This window comes from Methylobacterium sp. R2-1, from assembly GCF_014191355.1.
In the GTDB taxonomy this organism is placed as follows: Bacteria; Pseudomonadota; Alphaproteobacteria; order Rhizobiales; family Beijerinckiaceae; genus Methylobacterium.
In genome coordinates this window covers 138569-153409 of record NZ_JACHWM010000005.1, presented here as the reverse complement: position 1 = coordinate 153409, position 14841 = coordinate 138569, and the positions used below count along the sequence as shown (strand labels likewise).

Below are 14841 nucleotides of genomic sequence, written 5' to 3'. Positions count from 1 at the left end.
CGGCGGGCCGGGATCTCCTGTGACTTAGCGCCGAGCGCCTCAGTGGCAGACGGTAACCGTCTTCACGATCCAGCCCTCGTCCCCCTGCCAGAGCTTGCGCCGGACGCGGCCGCAATTGGCCGGCTCGGCCGCGGTCCACGCCGTCTGCGGTGCGGTTGGCGGGGTCTTCGTGTCCACCTGCGCGACCTTCGTCTTGACCGTCGTTTTGGCCGGGCGCGAGGGGGCCGCCTTACGGGCGGCCATGGCCTCATCGGGAAGCATCAGGCCGAGGCAGAGCAATCCGAGCGAAAAGCGGAGGAGCGAGGCGCGCAAGGGAGGAGGTCCGTGGTCGGGGCCGAACGGCTACGCTTGATCTAGGGATGTGCCCCGCCAATGCAATCGCCGCCCGCCACAATCTGCCCCGCAATCCGCACATTTTTTGCGAAATCGTTAAAGCCGCCCGCGGGGCGCATGGCGGTCACGCGTGTAACCTTTCGGACACAATGTTCGCACACTTGCGGGTGCAGGAGCCGTCACGGTCGCGTCCGGTCCTGACGCCCGCGCGCTTCCTTGCTAGGGAACAAGCGGGGCAGTTCAGCCGGCCCGGATGATCGTGACCGTTCTTCCGTATTCCGGAGACGTTTTCCGGCCCGGCCCATTCGATCGAGCGATCCATGTCACTTCAGAACCGCCGTAAGCTTCTTTTCGGAGCCGCGACGAGCCTCGGGCTCGCGATCCTGCCGACGCACGTCCTCGCCCAAACCTTCGATGGCTTCGACGACGACCGCCTCTATCAGGACAGCAACGGCAGTCTCTTCCGCCGCCGCGGCGGGCAGTACGTCCCCTATAACGGCCGCGTCAGCAACGGGCGTCCGGTGCCCGATTCGCAGACGGATCTGGACGCCGAGGCCTATGCCCGCCGCCGGGCTGAGCGCTACGGCGAGCCGCCGCCCGCCGCAGAGGCGCCGAACCAGACGCCCCGTCAGCAGCAGGCCGGCTATCCGGTGCCGCCGCAGGAGCCCGATAATGGCCCGATCGACTACACGCGGGCCTACGCGGCGATCGCCAACGAGCCGTTCCCGGTCCAGGCTATTCCCTACAAGAAGTTCAACCCGATCTACCTACGCCAGGAGGTCGATTTCCGCACGAACGAGCCGCCGGGCACGATCGTCGTCGATCCCAAGGCGCATTTCCTCTACCTCGTCCTGCCCAACGGCCGGGCACGGCGCTACGGCGTGGGTGTCGGCAAGCAGGGCTTCTCGTGGTCGGGCAGCGCCACCATCAACTCCAAGCAGGCTTGGCCGGACTGGTATCCGCCCAAGGAGATGATCGCCCGCCGGCCCGACCTCGCCCGCGAGGTCGACAAGCTGCAAAGTGGCCTCGGCGTCCCCGGGGGCACCCGCAACCCGCTCGGGGCGCGGGCCATGTATCTCTGGCAGAACAACAAGGACACGCTGTTCCGCATCCACGGCACGCTGGAGCCGCACTCCATCGGCAAGAGCGTGTCCTCGGGCTGCATCCGCATGATCAATCAGGACGCCATCGACCTGTTCAACCGCGTCGAGGTCGGCGCCAAGGTGGTGGTGCTCGGCTGATCCCGCGATAGTTTCCTCGAAAGCCGAGCGCACCCCCACGAGACAAGCGCCGGATTTCGAGGAGACACCATGGTCGATCTGATCCCGCGCGAGCATCTGTTCGGTAACCCGACGCGCTACGGCCATCAGATCAGCCCCGACGGGCGCCGTCTCGGCTGGGTGGCGCCTCATGAGGGCGTGCTCAACATCTGGACGGCGCCGATCGATGATCTCGACGCGGCCGCGCCCGTCACCGCGGATCGGCGGCGCGGCATCGACGCCTACGCCTTCGCCTATGACGGACGACACCTGCTCTACGTGCAGGATGCGGACGGCGACGAGAACCACCACCTCTACGCCGTCGATCTCACCACGGGCGAGCGGCGCGACCTGACGCCGATCCCCGGCATCGCCGCGGCGATCGTGGGCCTCAGCCGCGTCGTCCGCGACCGTGTGCTCGTCGCGATCAACGACCGCGATCCGCGCTTCCACGACCTGCACAGCGTCGATCTCGCCACCGGCGAGCGCAGCTTGGTCGCCGAGAATCCGGGTTTCGCCGGCTTCCTGATCGACGAGCGTTACGCCGTGCGCTTCGCCTTCCGCAATCTTCCGGACGGTTCGAGCCAGTTGATCGCCCCCGACGGCGCGAACTGGAAGCCGTGGCTCACCTTCCCGCCCGAGGATGCCCGCGTCTCCGGCGCGGAAAACCTCGACGCTGCCGGCACGGCCCTGTTCTGCCGCGACAGCCGTGGGCGCGACACCGCCGCGCTGACCCGGATCGATCTCGCGAGCGGCGAGACGCGTGTGCTCGCTTCGCACGAGGAGGCGGATATCGGCGCGGTGCTGCAGGACGTCGAGACGCACGAGCCGGTGGCCTACTCGGTGACGCACGCCCGCAAGTCCTGGCACGTGCTCGACCCGCGCTTTGCCGACGACTTCGCGTTCCTCGAAACCCAGGGACTGGGCGACTGGTATCCGGCGAGCCGAACCGAGGACGATTCCCGCTGGATCGTCGTCGCCCGCGCCGACACCCGCGTCGGCGAGGCCGCGATCTACGATCGGCGGGCGAAGACGCTGCGCTCGCTCGGCAGTGCCCGACCGGAACTGGAGGGCGCGCCGCTCGCACCGATGAGCCCGGTGATCATCCGTTCCCGCGACGGCCTCGACCTCGTCTCGTATTTGACCCGTCCGCTCGATGCCGACGGCCCCGGCCCGCTGGTGCTGCCCGTCCATGGCGGCCCGTGGGCGCGCGACAGCTTCGGCTTCGACGGCATTCACCAGTGGCTGGCCAATCGCGGATACGCCGCGCTCAGCGTCAACTTCCGCTCCTCGACCGGCTTCGGGAAGGCCTTCCTCAACGCGGGGGACCGCGAATGGGGCCGGCGGATGGATGACGACCTCAGCGACGCCGTCGCCTGGGCGGTGTCGCAGGGCGCGGCCGACCCCGCCCGTGTCGCGATCATGGGCGGCAGCTACGGTGGCTACGCCACCCTGATGGCGCTGACCCGCAATCCGGAGGCTTACGCCTGCGGCATCGATCTCGTTGGCCCGGCCAACCTCGAAACCCTCGTGCGGACGATCCCGCCCTACTGGGAAGCGATGCGAGCGCAGCTTCACCGCGCCATCGGCGATCCGGATACCGAGGAGGGCATGGCGCTGATCCGCGAGCGCTCGCCGGTCTACTTCGCCGACCGGATCAAGGCGCCGCTACTGATCGTCCAGGGCGCCAACGACCCCCGGGTCCGCCAAGCGGAATCCGATCAGATGGTCGCCGCGATGGAGCGGGGTGGCATCCCGGTGACCTATCTGCTCTTCCCGGACGAGGGCCACGGACTCGTACGCCCGGCCAACCGGCTGGCCTTCTTCGCGCGTGCGGAAACGTTCCTGGCACGCCATCTCGGCGGACGCTGCGAGCCGATCCGCGAGTCCGAGTCGACGGGGACGTCGATGCAGGTGGTGCGAGAGGGATAGTCCGGCGCAGCCCGATGATCGGCCAGCGCCACCCTTCCGGACATGCATGCCATGCCGGCGACTTCGCCGGCATGGTCTGTCCTGATGCGGAGGTCCGCACTCGGTCGGTTAGGCGTCGAGCGGCTGATCCTCGTCCCCGTCGTCGATGTCGACGAGGAACACGATATCGGCCTCATCCTCGTCGTCCGAGCCGTCGCCTTCCGCGGCGTGCTGCGCGTCGGGCTCGAAGTCGCCCTCGCCGTCATCGGCGGCCAGCGCGTCCTCGAACTCCTCGGTCTCGTCCTCGGTGGATTTGCGTACGGTCAACTCCGACGTGCCGTTCCAGATCGGACGGCCGTCGATCGTCATGGTGCGGATGTCTTCCTTAAAGCCGTCGCAGGTGAACAGGTCGCGGGCGGTCGCCTCGTCGCCGTTGATGACCGCGATCGCCGTGCCGTCGATCTCGAGCGTGAACATCGGGAACATCCTCGGAAGAGGGGAAAGCTCCGCGGGCCGCTGAACGGTCCGCGCGGGAAACCTAGACCGGATCGGCCGGGTTCGGCGCGCTTGTAGGACGCCTATGCCGGATTCGTCGATGGGAGAAACGCGCGCCGGTGCGCCGCCTGGTTTCAGACGCCGCTGCTGCCACGGGCAACGGCCCGCTTGACCACCGCCTGCACCTCCGGGTTCGACAGGAACAGGTCGTGATTGAAGATGCCCCCACCGTAGTCCGAGGCGTCGGCCACGCGAACGCCGAGCGCCTCCAGGCGCTCCCGGTCGGCGGCGCCCGCGCGGACGACGCCGCCGGCGATGGCGCCGGAGAGTTCGAGCGCACGATCGTTCGTGGCCGAGATGACGGTGATGCGCTTTGCGTCCGGGCCCAGGCGCTCGACGCCGTTGGCGAACAGGTCGATGTCGATGTCGGGCGCGGCGAGCACCACCGCGCCGATGCGAGCCACTGCCGCCTCGCCGGCCTCGACCCGCAGCATGCGCAGGGTTTCCAGGGTGAGGAGGGTTCCCATCGAGTGGGCGACGATGTGGATGCGGCCGCCGCTCGGAGTGGTGGCCACGGTCTTCAGGAGGTCCTCGAACGCGTCGCGGGACCATAGCGCGCTCTCGCGGTCGTAGCCGTAATCGAAGGTCGCTGCGGCCGACGGCCAGGTGAACAGCGCCGATGCGCCGTTGAAGCGGATCCCGTCGGAGAGACGGGCGGCGCTGACCGCGGCGGATTCGAAGCTCTCGCGATAACCGTGGACGTAGATCAGCACGTCGCGGCCGAAAGCGGATTGGGCGAAGGCGGCCGCCGCCCCCGGCCCCGTCGTGACGTCGCCGACGGAGCGGACTCCCCAATCGCCGCCCACCACCGCCGAGACCTTGCCGATCAGCGAGCGGTCCGGCGCGGACATGCGCGCCTCGGCGAAGCTCAGTCCCCGGCCGCGCTCGGATCCGAAGTACGGCGCCTTCGGCGGATTGCCGGCGGCCGGGCGGCGGGTGGTGGCGACGAGGAGCACCGGGCTCACGTCAAGCGCCGACTGCGTCTCGCCGACGGTGCCGGTGGCGAGTCCGTCCATGACGCAGGCGGACAGGGCAGGGGAGAGGCCGGCCGCTCCAGCCAGCCCCAGGAGGCGCAGGAGAGAGCGGCGGGTCGCGTCGGAGGGCTGCATGACCGGTTCGGGTCCCCGAAAAAGCCCGCTCCGGTGGCAAGCCGGCGCTGGATGCCTCTCCTTCGCGCACGATCTTGACCGTGGCGGGGCACGATTGGGATTTTGGGCACTCGACGCCCGCCTACCGCCCCGGCATGAAGGAGCCATGAGCGCGACCCTTCCCGACATGGATCACATCCGCGAGCGACTTCTGGCCGGCGACCGGGCGGCGCTCGCGCGCGCCATCACACTCGCCGAATCGCGCCGGGCCGATCACCGGGCCGCGGTGCGCGACCTCATCGACGCGGTGCTGCCGCAGACGGGACGGGCGATCCGGGTCGGCATCACCGGCGTGCCGGGCGTCGGCAAATCCACCACGATCGACGCGCTCGGCTCGCTGCTGACGGAGGCCGGGCATAAGGTGGCGGTGCTCGCGGTCGATCCGTCCTCGACCCGCACCGGCGGCTCGATTCTCGGCGACAAGACGCGGATGGCGCGGCTCGCCATCGATCGCAACGCCTTCATCCGGCCCTCGCCCTCTTCGGGCACGCTCGGCGGCGTCGCGGCTAAGACCCGCGAGACCATGCTGCTGTGCGAGGCCGCGGGCTTCGACGTGATCCTCGTCGAGACCGTCGGCGTCGGCCAGTCGGAGACGGCGGTGGCCGACCTCACCGACTTCTTCCTCGTGCTGATGCTGCCGGGAGCAGGTGACGAGCTTCAGGGCATCAAGAAGGGCATTTTGGAACTCGCCGACATGATTGCGGTCAACAAGGCCGATGACGGCGAGGGTGAGCGCCGGGCCAACGCCGCTGCTTCCGAGTACCGTGCCGCGCTCCATATCCTGACGCCGCCGTCGGCCACCTGGACGCCACCAGTGGTCACGATCTCCGGCCTGCACGGCAAGGGGCTCGACAGTCTGTGGTCCCGCATCGAGGACCACCGCGCCAAGCTCACCGCCACCGGCGAGATCGCGAAGAAGCGGCGGGAGCAGGATGTGAAATGGATGTGGGCTCTCATCCATGAGCGCCTGCATCAGCGCCTCGTCGGCAGCGCCGAGGTGCGCCAGGCAACCGCCGATGCCGAGCGGGCGGTTGCGGCGGGCGAGCACTCGCCCGCCGCCGGCGCCGACACGATCGCGACGCTGATTGGGTTGTGAGCCGCCTGCTCGTCACGGGCTTCGGCCCCTTCCCGACCGTGCCCGACAACCCGACCGGGCGCCTCGCGCGGCGGTTGGCGGCGTCCCCGCACCTGCACCGCATCCTCGGGCAGGCGCCGGACTGCCTCGTGCTCGACACCCGGTATGACGCCCTCGACACGCAACTCGACCCCGCGCTGGCACGACATCCGAGCGCCGTCCTGATGCTCGGTGTCGCCGCGCGCCGGCGCCGCGTCTGCGTCGAGACCCGCGCCGTCAATCGAGTCAGCCGGCTGTTTCCCGATGCGGGTGGGACAGTGAGGCGAACTCTCGCCTTCCAGCCCGACGGCCCGGCGCAAAGGCGCAGCCCGGCCGCGGCCGCGGTAAGGGTGGCCCTGAAGCGCGCCGGGCTCGACACCGCAATCTCGCGCGATGCCGGGCGCTACCTGTGCAACGCCTCCTACTATCGGGTCCTGGAGCAGGGCTGCCCGGCGGTGTTCCTGCATATCCCGATGCCGCCGCGCACGCGGCGGCCGAAGCCCGGGGGAGGGCACAGCCGGCCCCCGCTCGATCGATGGGCCGAGGCGTTTGCCGAGGCGGCGCGGGTGCTGGCCCTGCGGGGCAGGGTCCAGCTTTAGCCGTCGCTTAGGCCCATTCGCGTTGCGCGAGTTTCGCCTCGTAGGCGTCGATCGCCGGAGCCTTCTGGTCGAGAGTCAGGCCGATCTCGTCGAGACCGTTGAGCAGGTTGTGCTTGCGTCCCTCGTCGATGTCGAAATGAAGGGTACCGCCGTCCGGCCCCTTGATGGTCTGCGCCGCGAGATCGATCGTCAGCGTCGCGTTGGCGCCGCGCTCCGCATCCTCGAACAGCTTCTCCAGATCCTCCGGTGAGACGACGATCGCGAGGATGCCGTTCTTGGCGCAGTTGTTGAAGAAGATGTCGGCGAAGCTCGTGGAGATCACGCAGCGGATGCCGAAATCGGCGAGCGCCCATGGGGCATGCTCGCGCGAGGAGCCGCAGCCGAAATTGTCGCCGACCACGAGGATCTTGGCGTTTCGATAGGCCGGCTGGTTGAGGACGAAATCGGGGTTCTCCGATCCGTCGTCGTTATAGCGCATCTCCGAGAACAGGCCCTGGCCGAGCCCGGTGCGCTTGATCGTCTTGAGATACTGCTTGGGGATGATGCGGTCGGTGTCGATGTTGATGATCCGCATGGGCGCGGCAACGCCATCCAGGGTCGTAAACTTTTCCATCGCTCTTCTCGAAATCGTCGTCGGCTGCCGGATAGACGTATCCCCGGCCTCGGTCCGCCGGTATCTAGCAGTCGAATCGCCTCGTCGGTAGCCGCCCGATCCAGGGGCGGCATCGCGCTTGCTCTATGATAAGATCATTCGCGCAAGGGGATTGCGAGAACGATGGCCAACACGTCAGACACCTTCAAGAAGGCGCCCAAACGCAAGCCTGCCAAGGGCAAGAGCGTCACCGTCTCCCCCGAGATGCGGCAGGCCTACGCCGATCTGATCAAGGAGCGCGAGGATAAGGAGCAGGCCTATGGCCGCCACCTGCGCAAGGACGAGCCACGCCGGTGACGGCGCGTCACACCGCCCTGAGCGCCGGCCCCCGGCGGACGAAGCCGACGATGTCCTTGACCGCGTCGAGGGTCGGGGCAGCGATCGTCTCAGCCCGGCTCGCGCCGTCGGCGAGCACGCTGTCGATATAGGCCGGATCGGCGACAAGCCGCTTCATCTCGGCGCCGATTGGCGCCAGCGTCTCGACGGCGAGTTCGACCAGGGCCGGCTTGAAGCTGGAGAACTGCGCTCCGCCGAAATCCTTCAGGACCTCGTCGCGGGTGATGCCGCGTAGGGCCGCGAAGATGCCGACGAGGTTGTCGGCCTCCGGCCGTCCACTGAGCCCGGCGGTCTCCGAGGGGAGAGGCTCCGGATCGGTCTTGGCCTTACGCACCTTCTGCGCGATGGCATCGGCGTCGTCCGTGAGGTTGATGCGTGAGTACTCGGACGGATCCGACTTCGACATCTTCTTGGTGCCGTCGCGCAACGACATCACGCGCGCCGCTGGCCCGCCGATCAGCGGCTCGGTCTGCGGAAAGAACTGCTCGCCATGGCCATGCGCCAGGATCGACCCCGCGAAATCGTTGTTGAATTTCTGGGCGATGTCGCGCGTCAATTCGAGATGCTGCTTCTGGTCCTCGCCGACGGGGACGTGCGTGGCCCGGTAGGCCAGGATATCGGCGGCCATCAGCACGGGGTAGTCGTAGAGACCGATCGAGGCGTTCTCCCGGTCCTTGCCGGCCTTGTCCTTGAACTGTGTCATGCGGTTGAGCCAGCCGAGGCGGGCGACGCAGTTGAAGATCCAGGCGAGTTCCGCGTGCTGCGGCACCTGGGACTGGTTGAAGACGATGGAGCGCTGCGGATCGATGCCGGCGGCGAGGAAGGCGGCAGTCACCTCGCGGATCTGGCCCTTGAGCGCCTGCGGGTCCTGCCACAGCGTGATGGCGTGGAGGTCGACCACGCAATAGAGGCACTGCGCGTCGCGCTCCTGCATCTCGACGAAGCGCTTGATGGCGCCGAGATAGTTGCCGAGATGCAGGTTGCCGGTCGGCTGGACGCCGGAGAAGACGAGTTCGGTGAACGCGGCCATCGGCGCGGGTCCCTGGAAAGAAGGTCCGGGCCGAGGCGATCTCGCATCCCGCTTGAAGCGGCGGTTTCTGGCACCGCCAGCGGCGGCGGGTCAAGCAGGATAGGTCTCTCGTGTGCCTCCTGTCCGCACCCGAATCCTCACATTACGAATGCGGTGCCCGAACGCTGTTCGTCGGCAACGGGTCGAAGATCTTCGGTGATCCTCCACTCTGCCCGCGTCATCGGCATCGAGCCCGCGCTTCGAGACTTGTAGTCGAGGAAATGGCGGTCTCGTCGATCAGCACGTCACGACGGTCATGACGCCGCGTAGGCGTTCATGATCGCGGACAGCAAGCCTGGAAAACGAGCCTCGACCTCGGCACAGCGCGAATGGTTGCGCATCTCGACACCGTGACGCTCGCAGCGGATCAAGCCGGCCTCGCGCAGAATCTTGAAGTGGCTGGACAGGGACGATTTCGGGATGACCTGATCGCCCACTGCCGAGACGGCTGAGCAAGCCTCTACGCAACCCGCCTTCGTGATCCGGGCGAAAATCGCCGCCCGGCGTGGATCGGACAGGGCGTGGAGGATCGCCTCCGGCTGGACGTCCTCGATCGCGGGGTGAAACAGGGGCCTCATGATTTATCCATATGGGGGCTTGAACCCCGCTTCAGTAGTTCCGAAATCCCGAACTATGGGACTGTGGCGACCGTATCGGCGCCGGCCCATGTCGAAGGGTTAGCACAGATGTCAAAGCTTGAGGGCAAGGTCGCGGTCGTGACCGGCGCGTCGAAGGGTATCGGCGCCGCAATCGCGAAGGCATTGGCGAAGAACGGCGCGGCCGTCGTCGTCAACTACGCGTCGAGCAAGGCCGGCGCGGATGCCGTCGTCGATACCATCACGGCAGCTGGCGGCAGGGCCGTCGCGGTACGGGCCGATGTCTCGCAGGCCGCGCAGGCACGAGACTTGGTCGAGGCCGCGGTGCAGCAGTTCGGCCGGCTCGACGTGCTGGTGAACAATTCCGGCGTGTATGAATTCGCTGCGATCGAAGAGGTGACCGAAGAGCATTATCGCCGCATCTTCGACGTCAACGTGCTGGGTGTGCTGCTCGCGACTCAAGCGGCAGCGAAACACCTGGGAGAGGGCGGGAGCATCATCAACATCTCGTCCGCCGTCACCGATGCTCTGACGCCGACGACTGCGGTCTATACCGGGACCAAGGGGGCCTTGAACGCGATCTCGGGCGTCCTTGCCAACGAGCTGGCCCCGCGCAAGATCCGGGTCAACGTGGTCAGCCCCGGCTACGTCGTGACCGAGGGCACCCACACCGCCGGCATCGCTGGCTCGGAGATGGAGGCCGGCTTCGTCGCACAGACACCCCTCGGCCGATCCGGCCAGCCGGACGACATCGCCGGGGTCGTCGCATTCCTCGCTTCCGACGATGCCCGCTGGGTAACTGGTGAGGTCATCAACGCCAGCGGCGGCGTTCGCTGAGGCTCAGGGTCCGCACCCGCGCTCCCCTAGGCGTCCGCTGCGGCTGGTTGGAAGCGCGAGCGTTTCACGTGCCGCCGTCGGTCGGCCGCAAACGGGCCGAACTTCACGCCCCTTCTCCTCACCGTGCGGGTAGAGGAGGAGGGTGCGTCCTTACGGGTCTCGTCTGCGGCGCTGTTTGCCCTCAGAAGACTTGAGCCGCGTCCTCGTTGCGCTTCGGCGCGCCCGGCACCCCAGCTTCCGTATCGGCTCGGTCCGCTGCGCGTTTGTCGATCGCCCGATCTACGACCTTGGCGAGCCCGACCATGATCTTGTCGAGCTCGTAGTCCTTCGGCGTGTAGACAGCGGTGACGCCCATGTTCTTGAGCACGAGTTCGTCTTCGGTCGAGATGATGCCGCCGACGACGACCGGAACATGATCGAGACCGGCTTCACGCAGCTTGGCCTTCACCTCGCGCACCAGCGGCACATGGCTGCCGGACAGCACCGACAGGCCGATGACGTGGGCACCGCGCTCCTTCGCCTTGGCGACGATCTCCGTCGGAGTCTGGCGGATGCCGTCGTAGGTCACGTCGAAGCCGACATCGCGGGCGCGCAGTGCGATCTGCTCGGCGCCGTTGGAATGGCCGTCGAGACCCGGTTTGCCGACGACGAGCTTCGGCGTCTCGCCGAGCCGCTCCCCGAGATCCGCAATGAGCAGGCGCGCTTCCTCCGCCGCTCCGGAGGTGACGGTCTCCAGTGTCACGCCGGTCGGTGCGCGGTACTCGCCGAAGACCTCGCGCAGGCGCTGGCCCCACTCGCCGGTGGTCACGCCCGCCTTCGCCGCGGCGATGGAGGGCGGCATGATGTTGGCGCCCGAGCGCGCTGCCTGCTCCAGATCGTCCAGCGCTTGTCCGACGGCACGGTCGTCGCGCTTGGAGCGCCATTCGCGGATGCGCGCCTCGGCCTCCATCTCCACCGTCTCGGAGACGGTGAAGATCGCGCCATCCCCGGCGGTGAGGGGAGAGGGCTCGCCCTGCTGCCATTTGTTGACGCCGACGACGATCTGCTCGCCCTTCTCGATGGCCGCGATGCGCTTGGCGTTCGCTTCCACCAGCGCCCGCTTCAACTCGCCCGCCTCGACCGCCGTGACCGCGCCGCCGATCTCGGCGATCCGCTTCAGCTCGGCCCGGGTCTGTTCCTTCAGTGCCTCGACGCGGGACTCGATGACCGTCGAGCCGTCGAAGATATCGTCGTACTCGAGCAGATCGGTTTCGAAGGCCAGGATCTGCTGCATCCGCATGGACCATTGCTGATCCCAGGGCCGGGGCAGGCCGAGCGCCTCGTTCCAGGCCGGGAGCTGCACGGCGCGGGCGCGTGCGCGCTTCGAGAGCGTCACCGCCAGCATCTCGATCAGGATGCGGTGGACGTTATTTTCCGGCTGCTGTTCCGTCAGTCCGAGAGAGTTGACCTGCACGCCGTAGCGAAAAATCCGTTTCTTGGCGTCGGTAATGCCGTAGCGCTGCTGGGCGATCTCATCCCACAGCTCGGCGAAGGCCCGCATCTTGCAGATCTCGGTGACGAACCGCATGCCGGCGTTCACGAAGAACGAGATGCGGCTGAACACGTCCGAGAAACTGGCTTCGTCGAAATCAGGATCGTCGCGCACCGTGTCGAGCACGGCGATGGCAATGGCCAAGGCGTAGGAGAGTTCCTGTACCGGCGTCGCCCCCGCCTCCTGCAAGTGGTAGGAGCAGACGTTCATCGGGTTCCACTTCGGCACGTTCTTGGTCGTGAACAGGATCACGTCCTTGGTGAGCCGAAGCGAGGGCGCGGGCGGGAACACGTAGGTGCCGCGCGAGAGATATTCCTTAATGATGTCGTTCTGCGTGGTGCCCTGCAGCGCCGCGAGCGGCGCGCCCTGTTCCTCGGCCACCGCGAGATAAAGCGACAACAGCCACGGCGCCGTGGCGTTGATCGTCATCGAGGTGTTCATCTGCGCCAGCGGAATCTGGTCGAACAGGGCCCGCATGTCGCCGAGATGCGCGATCGAGACGCCGACCTTGCCGACCTCGCCGCGGGCGAGTTCGTGGTCGGGGTCGTAGCCGGTCTGCGTCGGCAGATCGAAGGCAACCGAGAGACCGGTCTGGCCCTTGGCGAGGTTGCCGCGATAGAGCTTGTTCGATTCCGCCGCCGTGGAGTGGCCCGCATAGGTGCGGATGATCCACGGTTTGTCGCGCTTGACCTCCGCCACGCTCGCCGTCGCGCTCATCCCTCTCTCCCTCATCCGATGCGACCGCGCGCCTCGAGGCGCGGCTGTTGGCCGGCACCGTAGCGAAGCCGCCGCGTCGCGTCATCTGGGAGGAAGGTCGAGGATCGCCCTCTTCTCCGTTGGATAAATTTGACGTCGGCCTAAACCGTTTTGGTCACGACAGAAGACGGCTCGCCGCATCTTCCGGCGAGACTGCGACATCGGAGGGCCGCCTTCAGGCGCTCGCCCACATCGTTTCGGCCGGAGACCAGACGCAGTCGCCCTCCAGCGTGGCGGCAAAGAGCATGTCGAGGCGGCTGCGCTCCGCTTCCACGAGGGCCCCTTCGGTGGCAACCGGGCGGCATCGTGCCGACCATCCTGGCGCTACGAAGTCGGGATTGTGGAGGGCATGATCGGACGCTTGCCCGAAGAAGGCGCGATCGCCACCGTCAAGGTAGCTTTCCGCCGGCAGCCCTTCGGCGAGCAGGATGTCGTGCCTGTCGAGTTCGACGTGCCAGTAGGTGACCGTCGAGACCGGCTGGCGCGCGACCGAGGTGCCGTTGATCAGGCAGGAGATCGGCACGAGCACACCGTCGGGACGGGCCGGGCCTCCGTCGATCAGCACGGGATGGCCCGGGGAGAGAGACAGGTCACGTGCGGGCACGGCACGCCCCTCGTCGTTGCGTCCGAAGGCGCCGGCCCGGATGCGCACCGGCCATTGGTGGGCTGCAATGCACCCCTTTTCCGCTCCGATGGTGCGATGGCCGATCCAGCGGATCGTACAGGCCTGTCCTTGCGCCGTGACAGCGACATCGCCGACCGCCAGCGCCTCGACCGGAAGCTCGGTCATCCTCCCGCTCCGCAGGATGGCGATCCGTGTGCCGGTGGTGAAGCAGACCGGTTGCGCATCGAACTCGAGATTTTCCACGTTGGTCAGCCGATCGGCGGCACCTGTCGACTTGTTGACGACGAAGGTCTCCCCGTCGGAGGCCTTGGTGACAGTGTAGTCGTTGCGGGCTCCGGCGAAACGGACCGTATCGGTGCCTGTTCCGCCATCGATGACGTCTCCATCGGCATTCGTGTAGAATACATCGTTGCCGCCGCCACCGATCGCCTTGTCGATCTTGGTTCCGTAAGCGACGCCGATATTATTGACGAGCGTTCCGCTCGTGCTGGCGCTGCTGAAGGTTCCGGGGTTGAGATTGATGGTGCTGTTCGTGGTGAATCCGGAGACGTCGAGGGTGTTACCGACGCCGCGATTGTAAATCGTCAAAACGGGATCAGTATTGTTCGTAAAATCGTAAAACTGCCGAGACTGTCCCGAGATGTTCGTGTTGAATCCGTATGTCTGACCACCTGCGAAGGTGCTGCTTGTCGAGGCGCCGTAGATTCGCTGTATAGCAGGAATGTCCAGCATCATCGGTGTTTGGGCGTAGAGTCCGTAACTCACCCCGGAATTGTTGACTGTCCAGTTCGCACCCTTCACTGGGCTCGACGCGTTGAACGCCCCCCTCGGGTCGTCCGGCTTCACGTAAGACATGACCGACCAGAGTTGGCTGTCGTAGACGTCGGACTGCCCCGCGAATTCGTCGCCGTTGTATTGACCGGCATGGCCGAGACCCAGGGCATGACCGAGTTCGTGGGTGACCGCGGTCAGGGTGTGGGCGGCGTCGGGAGAGAAACTGTTGAATTGCTGATCCGGCGCAGCGATGCTGATGTTGAGTTGTCCGCCTCGCGTATTCGGAGAATTCTGTGATGGAATGGCAGTGATGCCGCCTCGCGTCGAGGAAGGGCCGTTGGCGGGTACGAACGTGACTCCGCTTCCCCCCGCCTCGTCTGTCGGGTCGAGACGGATGTTGGCGGATTTGACGTCATCTGTCTGTCGAAACTGGATATTCGCGATATCGGACCAGAGGGTCAGCGCAGCTTCGTACCCTGCCTTCTCCTCATCTGCGAGGCCGACTCCGAATGCGTAGGTGACGGTGCCGCCCGGCGTGCCCGCCGCACTCGTTGGGGAACGGACTGCGCCATTCGCATCGTTGTTCCACTTGGAAAGCCAAGCCTTGCCGAGATTCTCTCCCACGCTCCAGGAGAAGTAGGTATCCGCAGCGACGGCTCCGTTCTCGTCGATGCCGGTCAGAAACGTCAGCTTGTCCTTCTGAGCTGCCGTAAGATCTGCCATGTCCGCCTGCTCCGTCCTCGAAC

General features: G+C 66.9%; 14 protein-coding genes. 6 read left to right on the top strand and 8 right to left on the bottom strand.

Going from position 1 to position 14841, the window contains the following annotated elements:
• Positions 1 to 39 precede the first annotated feature (39 nt).
• Positions 40 to 312: a hypothetical protein gene (locus FHU13_RS09135; protein ID WP_183435547.1), complete on the bottom strand. Its 273-nt coding sequence runs from the start codon at positions 310 to 312 to the stop codon at positions 40 to 42.
• 341 nt (positions 313 to 653) lie between these two features.
• Between FHU13_RS09135 and FHU13_RS09130 the strand changes: the two genes are divergently transcribed.
• A complete protein-coding gene (locus tag FHU13_RS09130; RefSeq protein ID WP_183435546.1) occupies positions 654 to 1574 on the top strand; it encodes a L,D-transpeptidase in 921 nt (306 codons plus the stop codon).
• Positions 1575 to 1643: 69 nt separating this feature from the next.
• On the top strand, positions 1644 to 3524 hold the full coding sequence (locus FHU13_RS09125; RefSeq protein ID WP_183435545.1) for a S9 family peptidase: 1881 nt from the start codon (positions 1644 to 1646) through the stop codon (positions 3522 to 3524).
• A 108-nt stretch (positions 3525 to 3632) separates the two neighbouring features.
• On the opposite strand, the gene FHU13_RS09120 is transcribed toward FHU13_RS09125, so the two are convergent.
• Both FHU13_RS09120 and FHU13_RS09115 read right to left on the bottom strand, forming a co-directional pair.
• A complete protein-coding gene (locus tag FHU13_RS09120; protein WP_183435544.1) occupies positions 3633 to 3980 on the bottom strand; it encodes a hypothetical protein in 348 nt (115 codons plus the stop codon).
• 152 nt (positions 3981 to 4132) lie between these two features.
• On the bottom strand, positions 4133 to 5167 hold the full coding sequence (locus FHU13_RS09115) for an alpha/beta hydrolase (protein WP_183435543.1): 1035 nt from the start codon (positions 5165 to 5167) through the stop codon (positions 4133 to 4135).
• Positions 5168 to 5312: 145 nt separating this feature from the next.
• Between FHU13_RS09115 and meaB the strand changes: the two genes are divergently transcribed.
• Together meaB and FHU13_RS09105 are read left to right on the top strand one after the other, a co-directional pair.
• Entirely contained in the window at positions 5313 to 6302 is a 990-nt protein-coding gene (gene meaB / locus FHU13_RS09110) for a methylmalonyl Co-A mutase-associated GTPase MeaB (protein WP_183435542.1), read from the top strand.
• Positions 6299 to 6919 carry a peptidase C15 gene (locus FHU13_RS09105; RefSeq protein ID WP_183435541.1) on the top strand — a complete coding sequence of 207 codons (621 nt, stop codon included), beginning with the start codon at positions 6299 to 6301 and terminating at the stop codon, positions 6917 to 6919. The genes meaB and FHU13_RS09105 overlap by 4 nt, the downstream gene beginning before the upstream one ends.
• Before the next feature lie 7 nt (positions 6920 to 6926).
• Here the strand turns inward: FHU13_RS09105 and leuD are convergent, their stop codons facing one another.
• A complete protein-coding gene (gene leuD / locus FHU13_RS09100; protein WP_183435540.1) occupies positions 6927 to 7532 on the bottom strand; it encodes a 3-isopropylmalate dehydratase small subunit in 606 nt (201 codons plus the stop codon).
• A 162-nt stretch (positions 7533 to 7694) separates the two neighbouring features.
• Here leuD and FHU13_RS09095 point away from each other — a divergent pair, with 162 nt between their 5' ends.
• Complete coding sequence (locus tag FHU13_RS09095) at positions 7695 to 7868, top strand: hypothetical protein (protein ID WP_183435539.1); 174 nt, start codon at positions 7695 to 7697, stop codon at positions 7866 to 7868.
• 7 nt (positions 7869 to 7875) lie between these two features.
• Here FHU13_RS09095 and trpS read toward each other — a convergent pair whose 3' ends face one another.
• Together trpS and FHU13_RS09085 are read right to left on the bottom strand one after the other, a co-directional pair.
• Entirely contained in the window at positions 7876 to 8937 is a 1062-nt protein-coding gene (trpS, locus tag FHU13_RS09090; protein ID WP_183435538.1) for a tryptophan--tRNA ligase, read from the bottom strand.
• Between the two features lie 293 nt (positions 8938 to 9230).
• Positions 9231 to 9554 carry an ArsR/SmtB family transcription factor gene (locus FHU13_RS09085; protein ID WP_183435537.1) on the bottom strand — a complete coding sequence of 108 codons (324 nt, stop codon included), beginning with the start codon at positions 9552 to 9554 and terminating at the stop codon, positions 9231 to 9233.
• Between the two features lie 108 nt (positions 9555 to 9662).
• Between FHU13_RS09085 and FHU13_RS09080 the strand changes: the two genes are divergently transcribed.
• Positions 9663 to 10409, top strand: coding sequence for a glucose 1-dehydrogenase (locus FHU13_RS09080; protein ID WP_183435701.1), 747 nt, complete (start codon positions 9663 to 9665; stop codon positions 10407 to 10409).
• 181 nt (positions 10410 to 10590) lie between these two features.
• Here the strand turns inward: FHU13_RS09080 and FHU13_RS09075 are convergent, their stop codons facing one another.
• Both FHU13_RS09075 and FHU13_RS09070 read right to left on the bottom strand, forming a co-directional pair.
• A complete protein-coding gene (locus FHU13_RS09075; RefSeq protein WP_183435536.1) occupies positions 10591 to 12657 on the bottom strand; it encodes a protein meaA in 2067 nt (688 codons plus the stop codon).
• 214 nt (positions 12658 to 12871) lie between these two features.
• Positions 12872 to 14818 (bottom strand): Hint domain-containing protein, encoded by a 1947-nt coding sequence (locus FHU13_RS09070; protein ID WP_183435535.1) that lies wholly within the window; start codon positions 14816 to 14818, stop codon positions 12872 to 12874.
• Positions 14819 to 14841 lie beyond the last annotated feature (23 nt).

Excerpts from the sequence above, each read along its gene's own strand:
- FHU13_RS09115 (WP_183435543.1), bottom strand. The coding sequence starts at position 5,167 with ATGCAGCCCTCCGACGCGACCCGCCGCTCTCTCCTGCGCCTCCTGGGG.
- trpS (WP_183435538.1), bottom strand. The coding sequence starts at position 8,937 with ATGGCCGCGTTCACCGAACTCGTCTTCTCCGGCGTCCAGCCGACCGGC.
- FHU13_RS09125 (WP_183435545.1), top strand. The coding sequence starts at position 1,644 with ATGGTCGATCTGATCCCGCGCGAGCATCTGTTCGGTAACCCGACGCGC.
- FHU13_RS09080 (WP_183435701.1), top strand. The coding sequence starts at position 9,663 with ATGTCAAAGCTTGAGGGCAAGGTCGCGGTCGTGACCGGCGCGTCGAAG.
- FHU13_RS09085 (WP_183435537.1), bottom strand. The coding sequence starts at position 9,554 with ATGAGGCCCCTGTTTCACCCCGCGATCGAGGACGTCCAGCCGGAGGCG.
- FHU13_RS09120 (WP_183435544.1), bottom strand. The coding sequence starts at position 3,980 with ATGTTCACGCTCGAGATCGACGGCACGGCGATCGCGGTCATCAACGGC.
- FHU13_RS09075 (WP_183435536.1), bottom strand. The coding sequence starts at position 12,657 with ATGAGCGCGACGGCGAGCGTGGCGGAGGTCAAGCGCGACAAACCGTGG.
- FHU13_RS09095 (WP_183435539.1), top strand. The coding sequence starts at position 7,695 with ATGGCCAACACGTCAGACACCTTCAAGAAGGCGCCCAAACGCAAGCCT.
- FHU13_RS09070 (WP_183435535.1), bottom strand. The coding sequence starts at position 14,818 with ATGGCAGATCTTACGGCAGCTCAGAAGGACAAGCTGACGTTTCTGACC.
- FHU13_RS09130 (WP_183435546.1), top strand. The coding sequence starts at position 654 with ATGTCACTTCAGAACCGCCGTAAGCTTCTTTTCGGAGCCGCGACGAGC.
- leuD (WP_183435540.1), bottom strand. The coding sequence starts at position 7,532 with ATGGAAAAGTTTACGACCCTGGATGGCGTTGCCGCGCCCATGCGGATC.
- meaB (WP_183435542.1), top strand. The coding sequence starts at position 5,313 with ATGAGCGCGACCCTTCCCGACATGGATCACATCCGCGAGCGACTTCTG.